Source organism: Halocynthiibacter sp. C4, from assembly GCF_028823805.1.
GTDB lineage: Bacteria > Pseudomonadota > Alphaproteobacteria > Rhodobacterales > Rhodobacteraceae > Falsihalocynthiibacter > Falsihalocynthiibacter halioticoli.
The window spans coordinates 1,339,629-1,365,660 of the sequence record NZ_JAPEIE010000001.1 but is presented as its reverse complement, the minus strand read 5'-3'; the positions used below and the strand labels follow the sequence as shown (position 1 = coordinate 1,365,660).

Annotated in this window: 23 protein-coding genes; 11 read left to right on the top strand and 12 right to left on the bottom strand. The window is 55.6% G+C overall.

Going from position 1 to position 26,032, the window contains the following annotated elements; translation table 11 throughout:
• Positions 1–6: 6 nt before the first annotated feature.
• Both tsf and rpsB read right to left on the bottom strand, forming a co-directional pair.
• Entirely contained in the window at positions 7–882 is an 876-nt protein-coding gene (gene tsf / locus OU789_RS06620) for a translation elongation factor Ts (RefSeq protein ID WP_263953179.1), read from the bottom strand.
• A gap of 88 nt (positions 883–970) precedes the next feature.
• Positions 971–1,729, bottom strand: a complete 759-nt coding sequence (gene rpsB, locus OU789_RS06615) for a 30S ribosomal protein S2 (protein ID WP_263953180.1) — start codon at positions 1,727–1,729, stop codon at positions 971–973.
• A 233-nt stretch (positions 1,730–1,962) separates the two neighbouring features.
• Between rpsB and OU789_RS06610 the strand changes: the two genes are divergently transcribed.
• Entirely contained in the window at positions 1,963–2,298 is a 336-nt protein-coding gene (locus OU789_RS06610) for a cupin domain-containing protein (RefSeq protein WP_274654306.1), read from the top strand.
• A 2-nt stretch (positions 2,299–2,300) separates the two neighbouring features.
• On the opposite strand, the gene OU789_RS06605 is transcribed toward OU789_RS06610, so the two are convergent.
• Positions 2,301–3,017 carry a DUF2461 domain-containing protein gene (locus tag OU789_RS06605; RefSeq protein ID WP_274654304.1) on the bottom strand — a complete coding sequence of 239 codons (717 nt, stop codon included), beginning with the start codon at positions 3,015–3,017 and terminating at the stop codon, positions 2,301–2,303.
• A gap of 149 nt (positions 3,018–3,166) precedes the next feature.
• Between OU789_RS06605 and OU789_RS06600 the strand changes: the two genes are divergently transcribed.
• The 3 genes from OU789_RS06600 (at position 3,167) to OU789_RS06590 (ending at position 5,809) form a co-directional block, all read left to right on the top strand.
• Entirely contained in the window at positions 3,167–4,072 is a 906-nt protein-coding gene (locus OU789_RS06600; RefSeq protein ID WP_274654302.1) for a PfkB family carbohydrate kinase, read from the top strand.
• Positions 4,069–4,986, top strand: a complete 918-nt coding sequence (locus OU789_RS06595) for a pseudouridine-5'-phosphate glycosidase (RefSeq protein ID WP_274654300.1) — start codon at positions 4,069–4,071, stop codon at positions 4,984–4,986. The genes OU789_RS06600 and OU789_RS06595 overlap by 4 nt, the downstream gene beginning before the upstream one ends.
• 73 nt (positions 4,987–5,059) lie before the next feature.
• Positions 5,060–5,809, top strand: coding sequence for a DUF502 domain-containing protein (locus OU789_RS06590; RefSeq protein ID WP_274654298.1), 750 nt, complete (start codon positions 5,060–5,062; stop codon positions 5,807–5,809).
• A 56-nt stretch (positions 5,810–5,865) separates the two neighbouring features.
• Here the strand turns inward: OU789_RS06590 and OU789_RS06585 are convergent, their stop codons facing one another.
• Complete coding sequence (locus OU789_RS06585) at positions 5,866–6,639, bottom strand: 3-hydroxybutyrate dehydrogenase (protein ID WP_274654296.1); 774 nt, start codon at positions 6,637–6,639, stop codon at positions 5,866–5,868.
• Positions 6,640–6,972: 333 nt separating this feature from the next.
• Between OU789_RS06585 and OU789_RS06580 the strand changes: the two genes are divergently transcribed.
• Positions 6,973–8,793 carry an extracellular solute-binding protein gene (locus OU789_RS06580; RefSeq protein ID WP_274654294.1) on the top strand — a complete coding sequence of 607 codons (1,821 nt, stop codon included), beginning with the start codon at positions 6,973–6,975 and terminating at the stop codon, positions 8,791–8,793.
• Positions 8,794–8,795: 2 nt separating this feature from the next.
• Entirely contained in the window at positions 8,796–8,909 is a 114-nt protein-coding gene (locus OU789_RS06575) for an entericidin EcnA/B family protein (protein ID WP_263953188.1), read from the top strand.
• Between the two features lie 100 nt (positions 8,910–9,009).
• Here OU789_RS06575 and OU789_RS06570 read toward each other — a convergent pair whose 3' ends face one another.
• Positions 9,010–9,630, bottom strand: coding sequence for a helix-turn-helix domain-containing protein (locus OU789_RS06570; protein WP_274654291.1), 621 nt, complete (start codon positions 9,628–9,630; stop codon positions 9,010–9,012).
• A 230-nt stretch (positions 9,631–9,860) separates the two neighbouring features.
• On the opposite strand from OU789_RS06570, the gene OU789_RS06565 reads away from it, so the two are divergent.
• Positions 9,861–10,523: a DsbA family oxidoreductase gene (locus OU789_RS06565; protein WP_274654289.1), complete on the top strand. Its 663-nt coding sequence runs from the start codon at positions 9,861–9,863 to the stop codon at positions 10,521–10,523.
• Between the two features lie 107 nt (positions 10,524–10,630).
• Positions 10,631–11,863 (top strand): multidrug effflux MFS transporter, encoded by a 1,233-nt coding sequence (locus tag OU789_RS06560; RefSeq protein ID WP_274654287.1) that lies wholly within the window; start codon positions 10,631–10,633, stop codon positions 11,861–11,863.
• Between the two features lie 21 nt (positions 11,864–11,884).
• Here the strand turns inward: OU789_RS06560 and mfd are convergent, their stop codons facing one another.
• A complete protein-coding gene (mfd, locus tag OU789_RS06555) occupies positions 11,885–15,382 on the bottom strand; it encodes a transcription-repair coupling factor (RefSeq protein ID WP_274654285.1) in 3,498 nt (1,165 codons plus the stop codon).
• A 54-nt stretch (positions 15,383–15,436) separates the two neighbouring features.
• Positions 15,437–15,961, bottom strand: coding sequence for a component of SufBCD complex (locus OU789_RS06550; protein WP_274654283.1), 525 nt, complete (start codon positions 15,959–15,961; stop codon positions 15,437–15,439).
• Between the two features lie 125 nt (positions 15,962–16,086).
• Here OU789_RS06550 and hemB point away from each other — a divergent pair, with 125 nt between their 5' ends.
• Positions 16,087–17,091: a porphobilinogen synthase gene (gene hemB / locus OU789_RS06545; RefSeq protein WP_274654281.1), complete on the top strand. Its 1,005-nt coding sequence runs from the start codon at positions 16,087–16,089 to the stop codon at positions 17,089–17,091.
• Between the two features lie 152 nt (positions 17,092–17,243).
• Positions 17,244–17,822, top strand: coding sequence for a lipid-binding SYLF domain-containing protein (locus OU789_RS06540; RefSeq protein WP_274654279.1), 579 nt, complete (start codon positions 17,244–17,246; stop codon positions 17,820–17,822).
• A gap of 76 nt (positions 17,823–17,898) precedes the next feature.
• On the opposite strand, the gene OU789_RS06535 is transcribed toward OU789_RS06540, so the two are convergent.
• Positions 17,899–18,771 carry an NAD(P)-dependent oxidoreductase gene (locus tag OU789_RS06535; protein ID WP_274654277.1) on the bottom strand — a complete coding sequence of 291 codons (873 nt, stop codon included), beginning with the start codon at positions 18,769–18,771 and terminating at the stop codon, positions 17,899–17,901.
• A 104-nt stretch (positions 18,772–18,875) separates the two neighbouring features.
• Between OU789_RS06535 and OU789_RS06530 the strand changes: the two genes are divergently transcribed.
• Positions 18,876–21,356 carry a penicillin acylase family protein gene (locus OU789_RS06530; RefSeq protein ID WP_274654276.1) on the top strand — a complete coding sequence of 827 codons (2,481 nt, stop codon included), beginning with the start codon at positions 18,876–18,878 and terminating at the stop codon, positions 21,354–21,356.
• Positions 21,357–21,407: 51 nt separating this feature from the next.
• On the opposite strand, the gene hflX is transcribed toward OU789_RS06530, so the two are convergent.
• From hflX to trkA, 4 genes are all read right to left on the bottom strand, one after another.
• Complete coding sequence (hflX, locus tag OU789_RS06525) at positions 21,408–22,688, bottom strand: GTPase HflX (RefSeq protein ID WP_263953198.1); 1,281 nt, start codon at positions 22,686–22,688, stop codon at positions 21,408–21,410.
• Between the two features lie 6 nt (positions 22,689–22,694).
• Positions 22,695–22,928, bottom strand: coding sequence for an RNA chaperone Hfq (gene hfq / locus OU789_RS06520; protein ID WP_263953199.1), 234 nt, complete (start codon positions 22,926–22,928; stop codon positions 22,695–22,697).
• 156 nt (positions 22,929–23,084) lie between these two features.
• Entirely contained in the window at positions 23,085–24,599 is a 1,515-nt protein-coding gene (locus tag OU789_RS06515) for a TrkH family potassium uptake protein (protein WP_274654273.1), read from the bottom strand.
• 5 nt (positions 24,600–24,604) lie between these two features.
• Positions 24,605–25,981, bottom strand: coding sequence for a Trk system potassium transporter TrkA (gene trkA, locus OU789_RS06510; protein WP_263953201.1), 1,377 nt, complete (start codon positions 25,979–25,981; stop codon positions 24,605–24,607).
• Positions 25,982–26,032 lie beyond the last annotated feature (51 nt).

Here is a 26,032-nt window from a genome sequence, read left to right as displayed (position 1 = left end):
AAGACCTTAGGCTTTTGCGGTTTTCATGACTTCAGCAGCGAAATCTTCTTCGGCTTTTTCGATACCTTCACCAACGGCGAGGCGAACAAAACCAACGATCTCCGCACCTGCGTCTTTAGCCGCTTGGCCAACAGTGACGTCAGGGTTGATGACGAAGTCCTGACCAAGAAGCGTAACTTCTGCGAGGAACTTTTTCATGCGGCCAACGATCATCTTTTCGATAACCTGCTCCGGCTTGCCGGATTCACGGGCGATCTCGATCTGAACGTTACGCTCTTTTTCAACAACAGCTGGGTCCAGCGACTCTTCGGAAAGCGCCTGTGGGTTCGCAGCGGCAACGTGCATTGCGATCTGTTTGCCGAGAGCTTCGTCGCCACCCTTCAGCGCAACGAGAACACCGATGTTGCCCATGCCGTCAGCCGCAGCATTGTGAACATAAGATGCAACAACATCGCCTTCGATATCGGCCATGCGGCGTACAGTCATGTTCTCGCCGATTGTCGCAACTTTGTCAGTCACGATGTCAGCAACAGACTTGCCATCGATTTCGGCTTTGAGAAGCTCTTCAACAGAGGCAACGTTGTGCGCAGCTTCTGCGATGTTACCAACCATTGTTTGGAACTCAGCGTTCTTCGCAACGAAGTCTGTTTCGGAGTTAACTTCAACAGCAACACCTTTGCCGTCTTTTACGGAAACAGCAACGAGGCCTTCAGCAGCAGTACGACCGGATTTTTTGGCGGCCTTTGCAAGACCCTTTGTGCGCAGCCAATCAACGGCGGCTTCCATGTCGCCGGCGCTTTCTGTCAGCGCTTTTTTTGCATCCATCATGCCTGCGCCTGTTGAATCGCGCAGCTCTTTTACCATTGCAGCAGTGATCGCCATATCGGCTCTCCTCATCAATAATCTTGTAAGTGGTCGGGCGCGCGGAGTTACCCACGCGCCCTGAGATCAGATACCTGTCGATCCGGGCTTAAGCCTCGGCAACAGCTTCCTCAACAGGCGCTTCTTCCATCTCGCCGAGGTCAACACCAGCTGCACCGAGCTGTGCTGTCATACCGTCGAGAGCTGCGCGAGCAACGAGGTCTGTGTAGAGTGCGATCGCGCGGGACGCGTCGTCGTTGCCCGGGATGACATAGTCAACACCGTCAGGCGAGCAGTTTGTATCAACAACCGCAACAACAGGAATGCCAAGCTTGTTAGCTTCAGCGATAGCAAGCTGCTCTTTGTTTACGTCGATGACGAACAGAAGATCAGGAACACCACCCATTTCGCGGATACCGCCGAGGCTGGCTTGCAGTTTCTCTTGCTGACGCTCCATGCCGAGGCGCTCTTTCTTAGTCAGGCCTTCTGCGCCTGTCTCGAGCTTCTCGTCATAGGACTTCAAGCGGTTGATCGAGTTGGAAACGGTTTTCCAGTTCGTCAGTGTGCCGCCGAGCCAACGGTGGTTCATGTAGTATTGCGCGGATTTCTCTGCAGCTTCAGCGATTGGCTTTTGTGCCTGACGCTTTGTGCCAACAAAAAGAACGCGGCCACCTTTAGCAGTTGTATCACGAACAACTTGAAGCGCCTGGTCCAGCATAGGAACAGTTTGCGTCAGGTCGAGAATATGGATGCCGTTACGCGAACCATAGATGTACGGAGCCATCCGTGGGTTCCAGCGGGGAGTTTGGTGACCAAAGTGAACGCCAGCTTCAAGAAGCTGCCGCATGGTAAAATCAGGAAGCGCCATGCTTTATATCCTTTCCGGTTTATCCTGAGCGAAACCATTGAGGGCATATGCCCAACCGGTGGACCTAGCGGGATGTCTCCCCGTTTGGCCCTAGCTTCGCCTGTGAAGTGCCGCGCGTTTACATGAGGTTTTCGGGCTTGGCAAGCACATCCCGCAGGAAAACCGCGCAATCGCGCAAATTCATGCTATCCCAACAGAGTTCGCGCCATTTTGCGCCCTAGTTTGGAGTCTCTATGCTATTTCCCGAGTTTGTTCAAAGCTTCCCTGATCTTGATGTTCCGTTTTCCACAGATGTGGTGACGTGCAAGGCAATCCGCTCGGATGCGGGCCTGGTTGTGTTCTTTACCTTTCACGAAGATTTCTCACTGCCGATGCACGCGCATAAAGGGCAGTGGGGCACCATCATTAAGGGTGAAGCAACCTTGACCATTGGCGAAGACACCAAAACTTACCGCCCGGGTGACACATATAACATTCCAAGCGGCGTATCCCATGGCGGCGAAATCAAGGCCGGAACCGAGGCAATTGATGTATTCGAGGAGCCGGACCGCTATCCCGTTCGCGGCTAGTGCTATCGCGGCACATCCGGAGCAGAGCCGTTTTCCGGCCCGTCCAGATCCGCGAGCCACGAGATCAAGGGCATATGCGCCTTGGTCAGCGCCATGAACTGCGCAATCGTCTCGTCGCCATCTTTGATCCATGCGCCATAAGGTACATCATCAAAGGTACGTGCGACGAATGCCTTATGTTTGAGAAACTCGGCTTCTGGCCCATATGCGGCCAGTCCACGAGGTACCCGCGCAAGGCTTGGTGGCTCTAGCTTGCTTCCCACCTCAGCAGCGGTTGCAAGCGCCGCTTCAAGGTTCTGGCGCGTGTCATCATCACAAACCGCTTTGCGATAACGCGCCAAGACAACGGGAACCATGCCGAAATACCCTGCACCAAACCCGAGCCCATTGGCTTTTAATACGAAATGCATCCCGGCAGAGCGGTTCGGGTGATCTCCGGCCCAAAAGACCAAATGCATGTTCGTGTGATAAGGTGTTTTGTCTTTTGAAAAACGAATATCCCGATTGATCCGCCGCAGTGATCCGTTGACCTTGGGAATGGCCTGCAGTGGCGGCTGAAGCGCAGCCATCTTTGGAGAAATCGCCGCAATGAAGTCTTGCGCAGCTTGTTTATAGTGGGTCTCGTAGATTTCGCGGTTCGCGTCGAACCAATCTTTAGAGTTGTTCTGCTCCAGCTCGCGCAAGAACTCAAAAAGCTCCGGAGAAAACCCGCTGAACACAATCCGTTCCTTTCAATTCCCAAAATCTCAGCCGACTTTACGCCAGCCGCAACGTAAATTGCGACGAAAAACACAGAGAAACAGCGCCTCTCCTGACAAACGCATGTAAATTCGCTTGCTCCCTCCGCTTCAAATCGCGACAAAGCCCTATGACACAAGAAACCGCTCCCCTACCCCAAATCCTCGCCATTGGCAGCGTCCTCTGGGACGTGATCGGCCGCGCGAACCACTCGATGCGTGTTGGCTCTGATGTACCGGGCCGCATCACGCGTTTGCCCGGCGGTGTTGCGATGAACATCGCCATGACGCTAACACGTTTCGGCGAAGCGCCAGCCGTACTTACGGCGGTTGGTCGGGATGCCGAGGGCGAAGAGCTTCTGGCCGCCGCCCGAAGCCTCGGGATCAACACCGATTTCGTCTATCATTCCGCTGACCTGCCAACAGACCGCTATATGGCTGTTGAAGGCGCGAACGGCCTCATCGCCGCGATTGCCGACGCCCATAGTCTTGAAGCTGCTGGAGACAAAATCCTGCGCCCGCTCAGAGATGGCCGCCTCGGCAGTGCATCAACACCCTACGACGGCACAATCGCATTGGACGGCAACCTCACGCGAAGCCTGCTTGAGGAAATCTCCGCCGACCCGCTCTTTGCTGCCGCTGATTTACGCGTTGCGCCAGCTAGCCCGGGCAAGGCCGAACGCCTTTTGCCGCTGCTGAACCATGCTCACGCCACGCTTTACGTGAACCTTGAGGAAGCAGGCCTGCTTTGCCATCGTGAATTTGACAGCGCCGAAACGGCAGCCCGCACACTTTGTGAACGCGGTGCGGCACGTGCGCTGGTTACCGATGGAGGTAATCTCGCCGCCGACGCCACAGCCGACACCGTTCATACCGCCACACCACCGCAAGTCCTTGTGACGCGCGTTACCGGTGCGGGCGATACCTTCATGGCGGCCCATATGGTGCAGGAATTGCGCAAGTCACCACGACCAGACGCCCTAACCGCCGCACTAAAAGCCGCTGCACTCTATGTTTCAGGAGAAACCGCCCAATGACCCTCCCCCTCGCCTTCTCTCCCGAAGTCGCCAAAGCCCGCGATGCTGGCACACCAATCGTCGCTCTGGAAAGCACGATCATCACCCACGGCATGCCTTATCCGCAAAATGTCGAAACCGCAGAGATGGTCGAAGCAACCATTCGCGAAAACGGCGCAACACCGGCCACAATCGCCGTGATGAACGGGCGCATCCACATCGGCCTAACGGCGGATGAGCTTCAGGAGTTGGCTCAAGCCAAAGACGTTGCCAAGGTTAGCCGCGCCGATATGGCCGTGGTTTTGGCTCGTGGCGGCTATGGCGCAACAACCGTTGCAGCGACGATGATCGCGGCGCATCTTGCGGGCATCACCGTTTTTGCGACAGGCGGCATCGGCGGCGTTCACAAAGGAGCGGAAGAGAGCTTCGACATCTCCGCCGACCTCCGCGAACTCTCCGAAACTGCTATGACAGTCGTGGCGGCGGGCGCGAAGGCCATCCTTGACCTGCCAAAAACCTTCGAGGTTTTGGAAACGCTGGGTGTTCCCGTCATTGCCTATGGCCAAGACACGCTCCCTGCGTTCTGGTCGCGCACATCCGATATGACCGCGCCTCTGCGTATGGATACAGCCGCAGAAATCGCTTGCGCCCAGATCACCCGCACCGCGATTGGCCTCAAGGGCGGACAACTCGTTGCCAACCCCATTCCGGCAAATGACGAAATCCCCGCGGATGTTTTGGCTCCCGTGATTGCGCAAGCCTTGGAAGAGGCCGATGCGCAAGGCATCGCCGCCAAAGGCGTCACGCCCTTCCTGCTACAACGGATTTTCGAACTGACGGAAGGTCGTTCGCTTACGGCAAATATCGCACTAGTGCTTAATAACGCACGTTTGGCGGCTGAAATCGCTTGCGAAATGCGCAAACAGGCAAAATAAGCCAAAGGACTGCCACGCCCACATTGTAGCGGCCCACCAAAGCTCCTACTTTGTAACCAACTCGGGAAGACCAATGCACAACCTTCAGGATGATCTTAACCCAAAGCCCAAACGGCGCGGGTTCTTTGCCGGACTACGGGCAAACTTCCTAACAGGGCTTGTTGTGATTGCCCCCATTGCGGTGACGCTCTGGTTGATCTGGACCGTTGTCGGGTGGATCGACGGTTGGGTTCTTCCCTTTGTTCCAATGGAGTACCGCCCGAAGCAATACATCGGGATTGATCTTCGCGGTGTCGGGCTCATCATATTCCTGATTTTCGCGGTTCTGGTTGGCTGGTTGGCCAAGGGGTTGATCGGGCGCACATTTATTCATTGGGCCGAAAATCTGGTCGATCGCACGCCTGTTGTGAGATCGATCTATAACGGTCTGAAACAAATCGCGGAGACCGTGTTCGCCCAGACGGATCAAAGCTTTGATCGAGCCTGTCTGATCGAATATCCGCGCAAAGGTATTTGGGCCATCGGCTTTATCTCGACTGACGCCAAGGGCGAAATCAACAGCCGCATTCTGAATGATCAGAAGATCGTCTCGGTGTTCTTGCCCACCACGCCAAACCCAACTTCCGGCTTCTTGCTCTTTGTGCCGCAAGTGGACGTGATCGAACTCGAGATGTCGGTCGAGGACGCCGCAAAACTGGTTATTTCGGCGGGGCTTGTCTATCCAAGCAAGAAAGACGCCGAGAACGCCGTGAAAGAGCATTCTCTCATCGCGCCGCCCGTTGCCGGAAGCGATAACGATGAGGCACCAAAAAAGGACGCCTAAGCGCGCCCTTTTCTTCAATTCTCAAAGTTAATCAGTAAAAAGGAAGCGCCGCGCGATCAAAGCGCCGTCCATCCACCATCAACACTTATGGTTGTGCCAGTAATCTGCGCGGCTGCGTCACTACACAGGAATACTGCGGTGCCGCCGAGCTGTTCTACCGTCGCGAATTCACGGCTAGGCTGACGCTCGAGCATCACTTCGCGCACGACGGTATCGCGGTCCATATTATGCGCTGCCATCTGATCTGGGATCTGCGCCTCAATGAGTGGCGTCAAAACATATCCTGGGCAAATTGCATTACAAGTAATCGGCTCCTCTGCGGTTTCGAGTGCAGTGGTTTTGGTAAACCCGACCACACCGTGCTTTGCCGCGACATAAGCACCTTTGAAAGGCGAGGCCGTCAATCCATGCGCAGAAGCAATGTTCACCACACGCCCCCAGCCCGCTTCACGCATCATCGGCAAAGCTGCTGCTGTTGTGTGAAATACCGAGCTTAGATTAATCGCGATAATCGCGTCCCACTTTTCTATCGGGAATTTGTCAATCGCCTCGACATGCTGAATGCCGGCGTTGTTCACCAGAATATCGCAGCGCCCTGCCTTCTCGATCAATGCACGGCAATCTGTGGCGCTTGACATATCCGCTGCAATATAGCGCGCGTTCACGCCGTGATCTTCCGCAATCTTAGCCGCGATCGCATGGTCCTCGTCGCGGTCAGTAAAAGAGTTAAGAACAACATCCGCTCCCGACCGCGCCAACTCGATCGCAACACCAAGGCCAATGCCCGAGTTTGATCCGGTGATAACGGCGGTTTTTCCAGCAAGCGACATGGGCGGCTCCTCGGTGTGTGAAATACGATAACGCAGAGGTTTTCTGCATCTGCACAATGCACAGCAACGAAAACTTCGGCAACGGGAAATTTGACGCGGAGATGAAGGCAGAGCATTTGAGAGGAAATGCTATACTGCCGGACAAAAAAAACGCCAGCACGAAGCTGGCGTTAAGTTATTGAGGCAGGTTTCATACAGGCAAGAAACCTATCGAGCAGTAACCTCTTTATACGCAAATCCTCGCCACCTTCCAAGCTAAAAGTTTGAAAAACCTAGAAAGCATGCGTAGGCTGAGCCTCATATAAAAAAGGGCAGAGAGGGATTGTTGCCATAATGAGACTAGATTTATTCCAAACAGCAGGCCGGTTCATGGGGGCGATTTCACTGGTTTTCGCCACGGGATTCGCAAATGCAGAGCCAAAGCATGGCATCTCTATGTATGGAGAACCCGCACTACCACATGATTTTGTGTCTCTGCCCTATGTGAACGCTAACGCTCCCAAAGGCGGAAAAATCGTTCTGGGCGAAGGCGGGAGCTTTGACAGCCTCAATCCACATATCGCGAAATCACGCGTTCCTTGGATGCTTCGGTTTTATGCTTACGAGAGCTTGATGGCGCGCTCTTGGGACGAGCCTTTCACGCTTTATGGCCTCCTTGCCGAATCGGTAGAGACGTCGGAAGAGCGCGATTGGGTTCAATTCACCCTTCGGCCCGAAGCACGATTCGCCGACGGAAGCCCCGTCACGGTCGAGGATGTGATCTGGTCATACGAGACTCTCGGCACGGCTGGTGTTGGCCATCCTCGGTATCTTGGCGCATGGTCCAAGGTCGAAAAAGCCGAAGCCATAGATGAGCGCACAGTCCGCTTTACCTTCAAGGAACCGGACCGCGAACTTGCCCTGATCATGGGCATGCGTCCAATCCTGAAGAAAGCGCAGTGGGACGGCAAAGAATTCAATCAAGGCGGCTTTGACATCATCCCGATCACAACCGCCCCCTATCAGGTCGGTGACTTTGAACCGGGTAAATATGTCTCGCTGGTACGGAACCCTGATTACTGGGGCAAAGACCTTCCTGTGAATAAGGGCCGCGCCAACCTCGATGAAATCCGCATGGAGTTTTATCTCGACGGGTCGGTGATGTTTGAAGCATTCAAGGCTGGTATCCTCACCAGCTTCCGCGAAACCAATGCCGCGAAGTGGGAAGAAAACTATGACTTCCCCGCCATCACCTCCGGCAAATTCGTGAAATCTGAAATCGCCCACCAACGCCCAACTGGCATTACCGGCTTTGTGATGAACACGCGCCGCGACCAATTCAAAGACTGGCGCGTTCGCGAGGCGCTGATCACGCTGTTCAACTTCGAGGCGATCAACGATACGGTGTCTGGCGGCACCCTACCCCGCATCACCTCCTATTTTGATAACTCCCCATTGGGCATGAAAGATGGTCCTGCCGAGGGCAAGGTAGCGGAGTTGCTTGAACCCTACGCTGATGATCTCTTACCTGGCACGATCGAGGGCTACACCCTGCCCGTTTCAGACGGCAGTCTTGCCAATCGCAAGAACGTTCGAAAAGCATTGGGATTGTTCAAGGAAGCCGGATGGGAGATCAAAGACGGTAAAATGCAAAATGCCGCCGGAGAGCCATTCCAATTCGAGATTGTCATAAACGCCGGCGACAAATCCAATGAGCGGATTGGAAACCTCTATGTCGAAGCCTTACAGCCGCTCGGCATTGACGCCACCCTAAGCCGTGTGGATTCCGCCGAGCTTAAGGAGCGTACACAGATCTATGATTTCGACATGGCCTATTACCGCCGCGGTCTGTCGCTTTCGCCGGGCAACGAACAGTATAATTACTGGGGCAGCGAAGGTGTCGAAACACCAGGCTCGCGCAACTGGATGGGCATGGACGTTCCAGCCGCCGAAGCAATGATCGACGCCATGCTCAACGCGCCGAGCCAGGATGATTTTGTCGCCGCCGTTCGCGCGCTTGATCGTATCCTGACATCTGGCCGATATGTCATACCCTTCAGCTATTCCAACATCGCCCGTATTGCTCACGACAGTCGTTTGAAATATCCAGAGCACGTGCCGATTTACGGCGATTGGATCATGTACCAACCAGACGTCTGGTGGATGGAGGAATAAAGATGAAAATTGCTGCTGTTTGCGCCGCGTTGCTGGCACTTTCCGCTTGTGCAACTGTTGATGGGATTGGCCAAGACATCTCGTCAGGCGCGCGTGCGGTTGACGCCGCTCTTTAAGGCCGCAGCCTCATAACAGCACCTCTTTAGGTGAAGAAGAAAACAAATGGCGCTCCGGTTTCGGGGCGCCTTTTTTCTGGAAAATACTGATAAAACCGCCTCAGGTTAGCGATGTCACCCAGAGGATCATCGCGTCCTCCGCCGATGTCGACACAACATTATGCCCCATAGAGGCGTCGTAGTAGGCGCTGTCTCCGCGACGCAACTCTACGGGTTCATAAAACTCTGTATAAAGCTGCACCACGCCGGTCAGCACATAGAGGAATTCTTCGCCGTCATGGCGCACCCAGCCATTGAACTCGCTCACGTCCCGCGCGCGCACGGTGGCGCGATACGGCAGCATCTGTTTCTTGGTCAGCGCACCAGCAAGCAACTCATGTTCATAAGTCGCGGTGGCATGTGCTTCCCCCTCACCAAACTTTGTCACGGCGATACGGCCGTTCACTTGCGCTTTGCTCGGCGCGGTGAACAATTGCGGCACCGAAATCTCCAAACCCTCGGCCAGCTTCTTTAGCGCCTCATAGGTGGGAGACATTTGCCCGTTCTCAATTTTAGACAAAGTCGAGCGCGCAAGCCCCGCCTGCTTCGCGGCCTGTTCCAGAGTCCAGTTTCGTGATTTGCGCAGGTCGCGCACGCGTTCGCCGAGGTTCAGCGGCTCTACATGGGTTTCCGCGCCGCTTTCGCGGGCAATGCGGATTATGCTGGTCTGTTTGTCGCTCATGCCGTCCCTCTCTTGCCCTTCCTATAGAGTGGTCACGCCATGCGAGCAAGATACACACGTGCAAACCCGCGCAGACACACACCAGAACACTCAGGTACTCACGGCGAATTTACACGCAATGCACAACGACTTCGGCCAATCCGCGTTTACTTTAGCGACAAAGCTCTGTTAGGGGTTGCCCAACCCCGCGCAGCCCGACTGCGCAAGAATTCATACCCGAGGAGCCTGTTATGGTCCGTCTTGATATCATCTCCGACCCGATCTGCCCGTGGTGCTATATCGGCAAAGCCAACCTCGACAAAGCGCTTGAGGCCAATCCGGACCATCCGTTCACAATCGAATGGCACCCGTTCCAGCTCAACCCTGACATGCCCGAAGGCGGCATGGATCGTCGCGAATATCTTGAAACGAAATTCGGCGGCAAAGAAGGCGCGCTGACCGCGTATGCGCCCGTTGTCGAAGCCGCCGAGGCCGCAGGGCTTGAGATCAATCTCGACCTGATCAAAACCACTCCCAGCACGATCAACGCCCACCGCCTGATCCATTGGGCTGGGCTTGAAGGCAAACAGACACCTGTGGTTGCCGCTCTATTTGGCGCGTATTTCGTCGACGGACGCGATATTAGCGACATAGATGTATTGGCCGATATTGCCGACGGTGTTGGAATGGACGCTGCCGTGGTGCGCCGTTTGCTTGAGGGCGATCAGGATATCGAAGACATCCGCGAACGCGACGCCCACAGCCGCAAGATGGGCGTATCGGGCGTTCCCTGCTTTATCGTTGCCCAGCAACACGCCGTTCCCGGTGCGCAACCCCCTGAAACTTGGGCAAAAGTTATCTCGGAAATCAACGAGCAGCTCACTGCCGAAGCCGAAGCCAGCACCAAAAACTAAGCCGCTTTTTGCCAACACGAGAATTTTTTCGTGGAGCTCTGGACAATCAGCGCCAAACCGGCACATTGGGCGGCGGACACTTTCCGTCCGCTATGAAAGCTCCTGACATGCCGACTAAACGTCTCCCGCAATGGGAATTCGTCTGCCTTATTGCTATGCTTTTCGCGATGATCGCCTTCTCGATTGACGCGATGTTGCCTGGTCTGCCCACCATGGGCCAAGACCTGACACCCGAAGCGCCAAACCGCATCATGTTTGTGGTGATTATCTTTGTAATCGGCATGGGCATAGGCACATTCCTGACGGGCGCGTTAAGCGATGCATTCGGGCGGCGGCCAGTGATCCTTGGTGGCATCGGGATCTATTTTGCCGGCTCGATCATGGCCTATTTTTCCGCGTCTCTCGAAGTGCTGCTTCTGGCGCGCTTGCTTCAGGGCTTCGGCGTTGCGGGGCCGCGCGTCGCGACACTCGCGCTGGTACGTGACCAATTCGAAGGCCCGCAAATGGCAAAGATCATGTCGATCGCCATGACGGTCTTTATGCTGGTCCCTGCTGTTGCGCCGCTTGTCGGCCAGTTCGTGATTGAGGGTCTGGGGTGGCGCTCGCTCTTTGCGGTGTTCGCACTATTTGCACTTACAGTCGGGACATGGATGGCCCTGCGCCAGCCGGAAACACTCACACCTGAAAACACGCGCAAACTCGGGTTCGGAACCTATTTCAGCGCCATCAAAGAGATGATGAGCAACCGGATCGTGGTCATTTCTATGGCTGTGCAAACACTGGTGATGGGCTTTCTGTTTTCCTGTATCTCTTCTGTGCAACCGATTTTCGAGATGACCTATGACAAAGCCGAAAGCTTCCCGCGCTGGTTCTTCCTGATTGCGCTCATCAGCTCGACCTCAAATGTATTGAACGCAAAATTCGTTGTGCATTTGGGGATGCGCAAAATGATTATGCGCGCCCTTCTCGCGCAACTGGCATTCACCTCCGTCGTGCTGTTCATCGTGTTTACAGCAACGCTGCCTTTCTGGCTCTACTTCCTATGGACAGCGTCTTGCTTCCTTATCCTCGGCTTCCTGATGGGCAACCTCACAACCCTCGCGCTCGAGCCAATGGGCCACATCGCGGGGATCACCTCGTCGATTGTCGCGGGTGTTTCCACTGTTGCGGCCGGGTTTATCGGTATCCCTGCAACACAAATGTTTGACGGCACGCCGCGCGCACTTGCGGTCACGGTATTCTGCTGTGTTATCACCAGCGTGGCGCTGATGATTTATCTCGGGCCCCGCCCCGTGGATGATCCGCTGGGAACACAACTTAAGCCCAGAAAACAGGCCTAAGTTCAGGAAACCAAGCGCGCGTTACCCTTTGGCGGCGCGCGCTTTTTTGGTGCGTTTTTCTTCAGCAATCAACTTCTCGGCCAAGTCTTTGGCGATTTGGAATGCGCCTTTGATCTTGTCTTTTTCGTTGGCCCAATCGCGCTGCACAACGATCTTGTTGTCGCGCACCTTGGCTTTGCCTTTTTGATCCGTGATGAATTCCACCAACCCCTGAGGGGAAGCGAATTTGTCATTGTGGAACTGGATCGTACCGCCCTTTGGCCCTGCATCGAGCTTGGCAATTCCGGCGCGTTTGCACATGGCCTTGATCCGCACAACGAGCATCAATGAATTCACTTCGCGCGGCAATTTACCGAAGCGGTCAATCAACTCCGCAGCAAAGCCTTCTAGTTCGACCTTCGTGGTGAGGCCCGACAAACGACGATAGAGGCCGAGGCGCACATCAAGGTCTGGCACATAATCTTCGGGGATAAGCACCGGAACACCGAGGTTGATCTGAGGCGCCCACTGATCGCCGTCATCCGAAAGCCCCTCGCCCTCGCCCGATTTGATCTTGGCAATCGCCTCTTCGAGCATGGATTGATACAACTCATACCCAACTTCGCGAACGTGGCCCGATTGCGCCTCTCCCAAAAGGTTTCCTGCCCCGCGAATATCAAGATCTTGGCTCGCCAGCGTGAAACCGGCACCAAGGCTATCGAGGCTGCCGAGCACCCGAAGCCGTTTCTCCGCAGTTGGCGTAAGCGGCGTGCGTGGTTTCGTTGTCATATAAGCATAGGCGCGGGTCTTGCTTCGGCCCACACGACCCCGAATTTGGTAAAGCTGCGCCAACCCAAACATATCTGCGCGATGCACGATCATTGTGTTCGCCGCCGGAATATCCAAGCCGCTTTCCACAATGGTTGTCGCAACAAGCACATCATATTTCCCGTCGTAGAAAGCATTCATGCGATCATCAAGCTCGCCCGCCGCCATTTGGCCATGGGCGGTGATAAAGCTCACTTCAGGAACCTGATCGCGCAGGAATTCCTCGACTTCGGGCAAATCCTTGATCCGTGGCACCACATAGAAACTCTGCCCACCACGATAGTGTTCGCGCAGCAACGCCTCGCGCAAAGTAACGCTGTCAAACTCGCTGACATAGGTGTGGATGGCGAGGCGATCGACGGGTGGCGTCCCGATAATCGAAAGATCACGCACTCCAGAAAGGCTCATCTGCAATGTGCGCGGAATTGGCGTTGCTGTCAGGGTCAGCACGTGAATATCAGAGCGCATCTCTTTGAGGCGCTCTTTATGAGTAACGCCAAAGCGCTGCTCCTCGTCGATGACCAATAGGCCGAGGTTCTGGAAGCGAATATTCTTGGCTAACAGCGCATGAGTGCCGACCACAATATCGGCCGTTCCACGCTTTATGGCCTCGCGGGTGTCATGCGCCTCTTTGCTCCCGACAAATCGGCTCAACTGCCGAACTTCGATTGGAAATCCGCGGAACCGTTCGGAAAAGCTCTTATAGTGTTGCCGCGCAAGTAAGGTCGTTGGCGCAATAACCGCGACCTGAACGCCGGACATTGCCGCAACAAAGGCGGCGCGCATGGCAACCTCCGTTTTGCCAAACCCAACATCGCCACAAATAAGCCGATCCATCGGATGGCCGCTTTCCATATCGGCGATTGTGTCATCAATCGCGGCAAGCTGATCCTCGGTTTCGGCGTAAGGGAAGCGCGCGCAAAAGGCTTCCCACATGCCCTCTGGCGGCGCCATGATTGGTGCACGACGCAACGCGCGTTCGGCGGCAATACGGATGAGCTTATCGGCAACGGCGCGGATGCGTTCCTTGAGCTTGGCTTTCTTGGCCTGCCACGCACCGCCACCAAGTTTATCGAGCATTCCTTCGTCATGGCCAAAGCGGCTTAGAAGCTCGATGTTCTCGACAGGAAGATAAAGCCGATCACCGCCCGCATATTCCAACAACAAACATTCATGGGGGGCGCCCATGGCGGTAATTGTTTCAAGCCCGACAAACCGCCCGACCCCGTGATCCACATGCACCACAAGGTCCCCTGCCGTGAGGCTCTGGGTTTCTGTCAGGAAGTTTTCAGCCCGCTTCTTGCGCTTAACGCTCCGGATGAGGCGATCGCCAAGCACATCCTGCTCGGCAATGACCGTTAGCCCATCCGCAACGAACCCGTGCTCAAGCGGCCAAACTGCGAGAAATACACCGCCGTGGCCATCAGGAACATCCTGAAAACTCTTGATCGGAGTTGCGCCCTCAACGCCCTCATCTTCGATCAATCCGGCAAGACGCTCGCGCGCACCTTCGGAATAGCTGGCAATGATGACTTGATCATGCTTGCGACGGTCGCGGATGTGATTTCCGAGGGCCTCAAACAGGTTCACATTGTCTTGCTGCCGCTCGGGGCTGAAGTTCCGCCCGACACGTCCGCCAGCATCAACAACGCCAAGCCCTGTACTCTGGGGCAAGACCGACCAGCTCACCACACGATGCGCAGCAGTCGCTGCGTTCCAAGCACTGTCATCAAGATACAGCATTTCAGGAGGACAAGGCTTGTAAACCGTGTCCATCCGCAGCTTGTCTTTACCGCCCCGCGCCGACATCGCCAGCCGCCGCGTTTCGTATTGATCGGCAATCCCTTCCCAACGCGCGGTCCGAGCGGGCGTAACCTGATCGTCCAACACCACAGACGCCGTGGGGAGGTAATCAAACAAAGTTTCAAGTTTCGGGTAGAACAGCGGCAACCAATGCTCAACACCCTGATGCTTTCGTCCTGCGCTTACAGCTTCATAGAGCGGGTCATCTGTTCCAGCCGCACCGAATTCCGCGCGGTAGTTCTGGCGGAACCGTGTAATTGCAGATTCGTCAAGAATGACTTCAGATACCGGCGCAAGTTCAAGCGAATTCAGTGTGTCTGTCGTGCGCTGGCTCACTGGATCAAAACGGCGTAACCCATCGAGCGTATCACCGAAGAAATCAAGCCGCACGGGGCCGGTATCGCCTGGTGGGAAGATATCAATAATCCCACCGCGTACCGCATAGTCGCCCGGTTCCGTTACGGTCGCGGTCTGGCTAAAGCCCATACGCACAAGGAAGGCCCGCAGTTCGGCTTCGTTTACCCGTTCGCCAACACGCGCCGAGAAAGCAGAGGTTTTCAGGACATCCCGCGCCGGAACACGTTGCGTCGCGGCGGCCAGCGTAGTCAGCAATACAAACCGTTTCGGAGCCCCATGCACCAGCCCCGCCAAGACCGCCATCCGCGCCGCTGCCGTGTCGGCATTGGGCGAAACACGATCATAGGGCAAACAATCCCACCCCGGAAACTCAAGTACGGCTGTATCAGGCGCAAAGAACCCAAGAGCGGCCTTCATCGCCGCCATGCGCTTAGCGTCACGCGCAATATGAATAACCGCGCCGCCCTGTTTTTCCATTTCCGCGAGCAATAGCTGCGCGTCATAGCCTTCGGGCGCACCGCTTTGGGTGAGAGTTTGAGCCTGTTGTGACAAGAGCTTCTCCGTCTGGATCAAGTGGCGAGAACGCGCGGGAAAACCGCAGGTGTCCTAGCCAAGTGCGCTGATACTGAGGTTCTGATACATGCCCCAAACCGCGGTGACAAATATAGATACCATCCCAAGGAATTGCGTATAGAGGCGATGCCGCATGAGTTGCTTGCAAAGAACCAACCCCGTCATGCCGTTTTCCTGAATCTTCTTGGCTGTCGAGATCGACATAAGCCCAAGGATAGACATGGGAAATGCCATCAGGAATACCGCTTGCGCAAACTCTACGTGATAGACAAACCCCATGATGACAAGCGTGGTGAGCAAGAAACTCGTGAAGCCGAGCAACCAGAGGCCGGACACGCCCGAGATATAGAGGATGCGGTTGATATTGATCCGCGCCAGGTCTTCGAGGTCGATCATCGCCTGCCCGCCGTTTCGCTTGGCGCGCTGGATCGAATCAAACGGAACCCCCATCACCCGATGCGCCGCCGAAGACCAAAGAACCGCCAAACCGATCCAATACCAGAAGTTAGAGAACGAGCGCATATCGATGAGCTCGAAAATCATGTCGTACCAGTCCAACTGCGTATCCCTAACTCGTAAATCGGCGCTTTTGGCAAATCTATCCTGTGCCTGAGGCAATTCCTACCCTTGAGGCGCGGGAAAATCCATGGCACCCAAGGACATCACTGATCCGAGGTATCAAAATGCGCAAAACTGTTGCTCCTTTCCCCAAGACTCGCCTGCGCCGCTTGCGCAGTACGCCCGCTGTTCGTGGTTTGGTGCGCGAAAACAGTCTTTCCGCTCAAGATATGATTTGGCCCGTGTTCCTCGTGGCGGGCGAAAACATCCGCCAGCCGATCCCAAGCATGCCTGGTGTTGAACGGCTCTCGGTTGATCTCGTTGTCGAGGCTGCGGAAATGGCCGCCGGCCTTGGTATTTCGGCGATCTGTCTCTTTCCCTACACCGCACAGGAGTTGAAAACAGAGGATTGTGCGGAGGCATGGAACCCCGACAACCTCACCAACCAAGCGATCCGCGCAATTAAGGCACGCGTTCCCGATATCGCGGTTATGACCGACATCGCGCTCGACCCTTACAATATCAACGGCCACGACGGTTATGTTGTGGACGGCAAAATTGTAAACGACGAAACGGTTGCGGCCCTTGTGAAAATGGGGCTCGCACAGGCTGAAGCGGGTGCGGATATCCTCGGCCCGTCCGATATGATGGACGGACGCATTGGTGCAATCCGCGACGCCCTTGAAGGCGCTGGGCACAGGGACGTGGCAATCATGTCTTATTCCGCCAAATATTCCAGTAGCTTCTATGGCCCGTTCCGTGACGCCGTTGGCGCAAGCGGCGGCCTAAAGGGTGACAAGAATACCTATCAAATGGACCCAGCGAATGGCGACGAAGCACTGCGCCTCGTGGAACGCGACTTGGCAGAGGGTGCGGATATGGTGATGGTCAAGCCGGGGATGCCGTATCTTGATATCTGTCGCCGCGTCAAAGACTCATTCGGCGTGCCGACGTTTGCCTATCAAGTGTCTGGCGAATACGCGATGATCGAAGCGGCCGTGGCGAACGGATGGCTCGACGGCGACAAGGTCATGATGGAAAGCCTTATGGCCTTCAAACGCGCCGGTTGCGACGGCATCCTTACCTATTTCGCGCCGCGGGCAGCAAAACTGCTGAAAGAAAACGAATAAACTGGCGAAAATCCGCCCGTTTGAATCTGCCAGTCAGGCACAACATATAATGACATAGACAAGAGTTTCCCCTATAATTGGGGGCAATAACGGGCAAATCCCGAAGAACGAGGCACGGATCAAAGCATCCGGCACAGGCAAGAGGAAAAGACATGAGCACAGATAATTTCAATACATTATCCCGACGAGGGTTTCTCGTGAGTGTGGGCGCCGCAGCGGCGCTTGGCACAACAGCATGCAGCAACGGATTGGGCAGCACAGGCGCGCAGGACATTGACGCACGCGTAGATGCGACACTGAATTTCCTATACAGCACCTACCCCGGCACAACTGACCTGCGTGATAAATCTGCGGGTATGCTTATTATGCCTGTCGTTACCAAAGCGGGCTTCGGCGTGGGCGGCTCTTATGGGCGTGGCGCACTGCGCATCAACAATGTCACGGTTGATTATTATTCCGCAACCGAAGCAACAGTCGGCTTTCAAATCGGCGCTCAACAATACGCACATGTGTTGTTCTTTATGACCGAGCAAGCCCTCATGGACTTCCGTCATTCCAGCGGTTGGGCCGCGGGCGCAGACCTCGAATATGCGCTGAACGACAAAGGCGGAAACCTCAACGTTGCAACAACAACAGCGACAGCTCCTGTGATTGCCGCAATCTTTGGGCAGGCTGGTTTCCTCGCGGGCGCATCGCTCGAGGGCACAAAATACTCGCGTATTATTCCGTAATAACGCGACACGGGTTATCCATGAAAAAACGGGGCGTCTATGCGCCCCGTTTTCGTTTGTAATGACTAGGTATCCCTTAGCCCATATGGCGCAGGCGCTTGATCAAACTTGATGTATCCCAGCGGTTGCCGCCGATTTTTTGAACATCTTTATAGAACTGATCAACAAGCGCCGTTACAGGCAGGCTCGCGCCATTCTCATCTGCTGTCTTAAGGCAAATCCCAAGGTCTTTGCGCATCCAATCGACAGCAAAGCCGTGATCGAACTCATCAGCGAGCATGGTTTTGTAGCGGTTCTCCATCTGCCAGCTTCCTGCTGCTCCAGCCGAAATTGTTTCGATGACCGCCTCACCGTCAAGGCCGGCTTTCTCTGCAAAATGAAGCCCCTCAGAGAGCCCTTGAACAAGACCGGCAATGCAAATCTGGTTCACCATTTTGGTAAGCTGCCCCGCGCCATTCTCGCCCAACCGGCGGCACACTTTGGCATAGGCTGCGATCATTGGTTCTGCGGCGTCAAAGTCGGCCTGATCGCCGCCACACATTACCGACAAAACACCGTTTTCCGCTCCTGCTTGCCCACCTGAGACAGGCGCATCAACAAACCCAAGTCCTGCGTCCTTCGCAACCGCATAAAGCTCGCGCGTTACAGCTGCCGAAACGGTCGTGTGATCCACAAAAATTGCACCCTTTTTCATGGTTGAGAACGCTCCGTTCTCACCCGTGCAAACCGAACGCAAATCATCGTCGTTTCCGACACAAGACATAACGAAATCAGCGCCTTCGCTGGCTTCTGCAGGTGTTTTGGCACAGGCGCCACCATGTTCGCTGACCCACTTTTCAGCCTTGGCGAATGTACGGTTATAGACTGTTACCTCATGGCCCTTCGCCGCAAGGTGCCCCGCCATCGGATACCCCATAACTCCGAGGCCCAAAAATGTTATTTTCGCCATGTCTTTTCTCCCTTCGCATTATCGCGTAAGTGTCGGTTCACCCTCACGGGCCAATTCGCCTCGCACAGTAGTGTATACATTATCGCCGTCAAGCAGGAGCCTCGATGTCAACCCTATTCAAATGGCTGTTCCGCGTATTTGTTTCTATTCTTGGCCTCGGCATTTTGGCGATTATCGGCGTCTATTATTTGGCGAGCCGGTCGCTTCCGGAGTATTCGGCAGAATTTGATATCGCCGGCCTAACAGGTGATGTGGAAATCGTGCGTGATAACGCGAATGTCCCGCATATTTTCGGCCCAACCGACGAAGACGTGTATTTCGGGCTCGGATTTGCCCATGCACAAGATCGTCTTTGGCAGATGGTCATTATGCGCCGCACCGCAGAGGGGCGTTTGTCAGAAGTTTTTGGCGAACGGGCACTGCCGCTTGATGACATCATGCGCCGCCTTGACCTTTATGATCTGGCAAAACGCTCTGTGCGGCATCAAGATGCCAAAACCATCGAAATTCTTGAGGCCTATGCCGCCGGTGTGAACGCATGGCTGGAAGAGGTCAACACGGGCGCACGCGGTCGTGGCGCACCAGAACTGTTCCTATTCCCCAATACACTCGCGCCTTGGACACCGGCGGATTCTCTGGCCATCGGCAAGCTGATGGCGATGCAACTCTCGGCACATATGGAGAACGAGGTCCTCCGCGCCAGAGCAACGCTCGCCCTTCCCCCTGAACGGCTGGCCGACATTATGCCGGATAACGAAGAAGCGCCGATCACCGAGCTGGCAGATTATGCAGCGCTTTTCCCGAAATCCGTATTTCCGCGCTATGCGGAATATGGTGACCTCCCCGCGGATATGGCCCGCCTCTCGCCTTTTAAGGCGCGCGGAATGGCCGGCGCATCCAACGCTTGGGCCGCTGCTCCCGCGCGATCTGCGAATGGCGGCACACTCCTTGCCAATGACCCGCATCTTGAATTTGCAGCGCCGTCGATCTGGTATCTTGCGCGGATTGAACTTGAACACGGCGGCATCATCGGCGGCACCATCCCCGGAACGCCCGTAGTTCTTAGCGGGCGGAGCGATCACCTTGGCTGGGCGATGACATCATCCTATGCCGACGATCAGGATGTGTTCATCGAAAAACTCAACCCCGACGACCCCGAAGAATACCTGACTCCAGACGGCTACAAACGCTTTGAAATTCGCCAAACAATCGTGAAGGTCAAAGACAGTGAACCGCGCACGCTCACCATGCGGTGGACAGAGAATGGCCCTGTGCTTCCCGCACGTCACTATGACGTTGGCAAAATCACACCCGCAGGGCATGTGGCCTCTCTGAGTTGGACGGCACTATCCCCGCGTGACACGTCGGTTGCGGCCCTACTCGCGCTCAACCGTGCCACCACAATCGACGAGGCGATTGCGGCGGGTGAAAATTACATCTCAAGCTCGGTCAACATTACGATGGTCACAGCGGATGAAATTGCGCTCAAAACATTCGGCGTCCTGCCCAAACGCAGCTACCGTCATCAAACAAAAGGCCGTATTCCATCCCCTGGTTGGATAGAGCACAACCGCTGGAACGGGCGACTGTCCTATGGGCTTAACCCTGAGTACCGCGCTCCGGACTCGGGTCTGCTGGCCAATACCAACGACAAAGTTATCGACCGACGCTTCCCCAACCACATGAGCTTCCTATGGGGCGACACAGAGCGCGTGAAACGGCTTGAGCGCCTATTGCAAAGCCGCGATGTGCACACGCGTGAAAGCTTCATGGAAGCCCAGCTTGATACAGTTAGCCCAACCGCCCGTCGTCTCTTGCCGCTCATCGCCAAAGACCTTTGGTTTAAAGGCGCAACCGCTCCGGAAGGCACGCCAGAGCGCCAACGCCAGATCGCGCTGGATTTGTTGGCTGATTGGAATGGCGAGATGAATGAACACCTGCCTGAACCGTTGATCTATGCGGCGTGGATGCGGTCGTTGCAAACGCGTCTGATCCGCGATGAGCTTGGGCCACTCGAAGAGTCGTTCACTCATATCAACCCCGTTTTCCTCGCCCGCGTTTTCCTTGATGTGGACGGCGCAAGCGCATGGTGCGACGTGGTGCAATCAACCCAGACCGAAGACTGCACAGACATCGCTCGCATCGCGCTTGACGAGGCTTTGGTTATGCTGCGGGAACGGTACAACAAAGATCTTGCATCTCTGCGGTGGGGGGACGCGCATATCGCAACCCACAATCACGCGGTGCTTGGCACCATTCCGGTGCTGAACTGGTTTGTGAATATCCACCAAAGCACCTCGGGCGGCGACAATACCCTCATGCGCGGCACCACACTCGGAACCGGCCCTGACCCCTTCCAGAACGTGCACGGTGCGGGCTATCGCGGGGTCTATGATTTTGCGGATCCGGATTCTTCGGTGTTCATTATGTCGACAGGGCAATCAGGCCACCCGCTGTCGCGGTTCTATGATGATCTGGGAGAGTTGTGGCGGCGCGGCGAGTATATTCCGATGAGCCTCGACCCCGAGCTCGCACGTGCGGGTAGCGTGGGCATCACGGTATTGCGAGCACAGGCTGCAGAGTAATCGAAGCAGAAAACCCAAACAGATGCCAAAGCCGCAATCCGCGGCCTTGGCTTAGAGTTCGCGGAAGTTCTTTTCCTGTCTGGCAGTCCAATAGACAGAGAGAACAAAGCCATCCTCGGTCTGAACTTCGTTCTCGACCAGCCCTTCTTGAAACAACCACGCGCGTTTTCGTCCATCAGAAAACGGCAAGGTGATCTCGCGGCGGGTTTTCGGATCTGTGAGCTTGTCTGACACTTCCTCAAGAAGCGCATCCAGCCCCTCACCCGTCACGGCAGAGGTTGCAAAAACGTTCTCTTCCCGCTCCGCCTTAGAGGTAAAGCCCTCTTTCGCGTTATCATCAAGTTGGTCGATCTTGTTCCAAACTTCAATGAGCGGCGCGTCTTCGGGAACACCAAGATCTTTCATGATCTGGCGCACATCATCAGCCTGCTCCTCGGTCAGCGGCGACGAAATATCCCGTACATGAAGGATTAGATCGGCGTCCAACACCTCTTCGAGTGTGGCACGGAACGCGGCAACAAGCTGTGTCGGAAGCTCGGAGATAAATCCAACCGTATCAGAGAGAATAACCTGCTTTCCCGAAGGCAATTCAACCGAACGCATGGTCGGATCGAGCGTGGCAAACAGCATATCCTTAGCAAAGACTTCCGCGCCCGTTAGGCGATTGAAAAGCGTGGATTTCCCCGCGTTGGTATAGCCGACCAGAGCCACAACGGGGAACGGCACCTTTGCGCGGCTTTTGCGATGCAACGCGCGGGTTTTGACAACCTTATCAAGCTGACGGCGCAGGCGCACCATCTGCTCGTCGATCGCGCGGCGGTCTGCCTCGATCTGGGTCTCACCGGGACCACCGACAAACCCAAGCCCGCCACGTTGGCGCTCAAGGTGGGTCCATGCCCGCACCAGACGCGTTCGTTGGTACGCAAGGGCGGCCATCTCGACCTGAAGCACACCCTCTCGGGTGCGCGCGCGGTCCGAGAAAATTTCAAGGATTAGCCCTGTGCGGTCCAGAACCTTAACGCCCCACTCTTTCTCAAGATTGCGCTGCTGAACCGGTGTTACGGGGCCGTCGATCAACACAAGGTCAACCTTCACCGTTTTGAATAGCTGCTTTAATTCTTCGGTCTTGCCCTTGCCAAAGAGCCAGCCAGCGCGGGTCTTGGGCACAGGAACAACATCAGAGCCGACAACATCGACACCAGGCATGGCCAAAGCCAAGGACACAGCTTCTTCGAGCGCAAAATCCGGGTCGCGGCGATTGCGGTCGTTGCGGAAATCAGGGTGTAATACCCAGACCGGCGTTACCGCCTGGTCAAGCGTTTCTTCTCCCATTAGGGCCTATTCTTCACCTTCATAGAGGCTGATCGGCTGGGATGGCATAATCGTCGAAATCGCGTGTTTATACACCAATTGCGATTGTCCATCGCGGCGCAGCAATACACAGAAATTATCAAACCAAGTGATAACACCCTGTAGTTTTACGCCGTTAATCAGGAAAATTGTTACCGGAACTTTGCTCTTGCGGACATTGTTCAGGAAGGCATCTTGCAGGTTTTGCTTATCGGCAGCCATTGTTCGTTACCTTTTTCTTGTCTTTACGCCAGCGCGGCGGGCTGTTCTCGTTTCTTAAGTCTGAGTATGGGGATACCGCGACCGAGTTTCCAGTGAAAAAGCAAAAGAATTTTTAAGTCCAATAACATCGGCGTGTAGTGACGCCCACGTCAGGCATCAATTCCGCCAGCTTTCCGGATTGAACAAGGCCACAAACGCAAGGGTTTCAAGCCGCCCCAGCACCATCGCGGCGGCCAGTACACCTTTGGCAAGCGGCGAGAGCGTTGCATAGGAAATCGGTGTTTCGGTTGCTGTTGCGGCCAGCGGCCCCGTTGTTGAAAGTGCGGCAACAGTCAGAACCATCGCCTCTTCAAAGCTGTGCCCAAGAAGGGACAGCAGCGCAGCGACAACCGCAATCGAAATGGCAAACAGCATAAAGAAGATCCACGCCACATAAGCACCGCGCCTGCGGAGATGCCGCGCCATGCCGCCCGCCCCAGCAACGCTTGAGGGGTGTACAAGCTTCTCGAGTTCGCGCTGTCCGTTCTTATAGAGTGCATAGACCCGCAAGAGCTTTACGCCCCCCGCAGTCGTCGCCACGCCGCCGCCGACAATGGCCAGCCCCATGAGGATCATCCCCGGTGTGTTGAGCCCAGACCAATCGCGCGCCTCATCCCAAGATGATCCCTCAAAACCAGTCGTGGTCAGAAATGAAATCGTCGCAAAGACACCGCCCCAGAGGGCCTTGAGAGATGTTTCAAAATCATCAACCGAGTCCACCTCAAGCGCGCCGTACCAATGCCGTACAAACAACAGTGACGGCACACAGACCATCAAGAACACAGCAATGCGGATTTCGGGATTTTTGGCGAGCGCTTTGGGTGTTCGATCACGCCATTCACCGGAGAATACCAATCGCGACAACCCAAAGAGCAACACGAGAAAGACCAACATCTCTCCAACCATACCGGATTCGGATGTTTTGAGCCCGCCGGTTGCCGAGATGCCGCTTGTGGACATGGCGGACATCGCATGGATCAACGCAACAAACGCCCTGTCGCCCGCGAGGGTCAATCCAACCCAGAGAAGCCCCGTCACAACCACATAGATCGGAACCAGCTTACGAGACCAACGCATCAACCGTGTACTGCCGTCCGCAATCTCGGTGATTTGCGAAGCACTTGTGCCAATCTTGTCGTGCTGGATCGTCATCACTTCAAAGCCGCCGATATTTAGCGGCGCGAGAATCGCAGCGGCCGTAATCCAGACAAACAGGCCGCCCATCCAAGCGACCAATGCGCGCCAAAGGTGAACCGACTCTGGCAAACGATCAGGCAGATCATAGAGCGTCGCACCTGTGGTTGTGATGGATGACACCATTTCAAAATAGGCGTTGAAGAACGTCGTGTCGCCCACAGATTGGTGCAGCGGAATCGCCAACAAAAGAGGGAGCGCGGCAAAACAGGCCAGCAATGACAAAAGATGGCTACGTGCGGCGTCTTTGGCTTTGTAGTTTGCAGTTGCGAGCGCGAAAAGCCCTGTGAGCGCAAAGAACAACAGGGCCGAATAGCCAAACACCCGCATCGTTTCGAAATCGCGCGTGGCAGCGGCGTGGAAACCAGGCACCAGCATCGCAGCAGAGCCGATCCCCATCAGGATCACAAACAGTGGGAGATGCAGCAGGCGCGACATGGCGGCTAGAAAAAGTCGATCGAGACCTGCAACAGGCGCTCGACCTCGGGCACATCGGCCGCCATTGCAAACATCGCGATCACGTCACCATCCTCAATCCGTAGGTCACCAGAGGGCCGCATAAGTTTCGCGCCCTTCTTGACCGCCCCGACCAAAACGCCTTCAGGGAAGTTGATGTCGCGGATATGCTGGCCCGAGATAGGCGACGTTGAGAGAACCTGCGCTTCGATGACTTCGGCTTCAGCGTCGCCGATCGAATAAACTCCACGCACCCGCCCGTGGCGGATATGGCGCAAAATCGAACTCACCGTCGTGGCCCGTGGGTTGATGTAAGCGTCAATGCCCATTGGCCCAAGCAACGGCAGTAGTGTTGGGTCGTTCACCAAACAGATCGACATCGGGCAGCCCATTCCCTTGGCGCGCAGCGCGGCGAGCAGGTTGGTTTTGTCGTCTTCGGTGACAGTCAGGATGGCGTCAGAGCGGCTGATGCCCGCTTCGGTCAACAGTTCGGGGCTGAGCCCATCACCATTCAAAACAATTGTGCGCTCCAGCGCGTCTGCGGCCATCTCGGCGCGCTCCCGCGAGCGTTCAATCACCTTTGCGCGTATGCGGGTTGCGCGCTTCTCAAGCGCCTGCGCAACGGCAAGACCAACGTTACCGCCGCCCACAAGCACAACGCGTTCTTGCTTCTTCTGTGTCTTGCCAAACACCTCAAGCGTTCGGGCAACGTCCTCGGTATTGGTGAACACATAGATCTGATCGCCGGCAAAAAGCTGGTCATTGGCCTCGGGCGCAAACAGGGTGCCCTTGCGACGAACCCCAACAACAATCGCAGAGAGCGTCGAAAACAGATCGGTCAATTGCCGCAATGGCGTATGAACAACGGGACAATCGTCATCAAGTTGAATGCCAAGAAGCTGGCTGTCGCCATCAAGGAAGCTCTCGGTATCAAACGCCGATGGCGCAGCAAGACGGCTCAACGCAGCTTCGGCCACCTCGCGTTCGGGCGAAATCACCACGTCGATCGGCATGTGGTCCCGCCGATAAAGATCAGAGTAAATCGCATCCAGATAAGATTGGCTGCGCAAACGGGCAATTTTCCGAGGAATCGCAAAGACCGAGTGTGCCACCTGACAGGTGACCATATTCACCTCGTCGGAATGGGTCGCGGCGATGATCATATCCGCGTCCCGCGCCCCTGCCCGCTCGAGGATATCGGGATAGCTGGCAAAACCGGCGATCCCTTGTACTTCGAGCGTATCGGTGGCGCGATGAACGAGATCGGGATTGTTATCAACAACAGTAACGTCGTTGCGCTCCCCAGAGAGATGACGGGCAATCTGCCAGCCCACCTGACCAGCTCCGCAAATGATGACCTTCATCAAACGATCCTTCTGTGCCGCATTATCCGGCCCAATCTATGGCGCATGAAC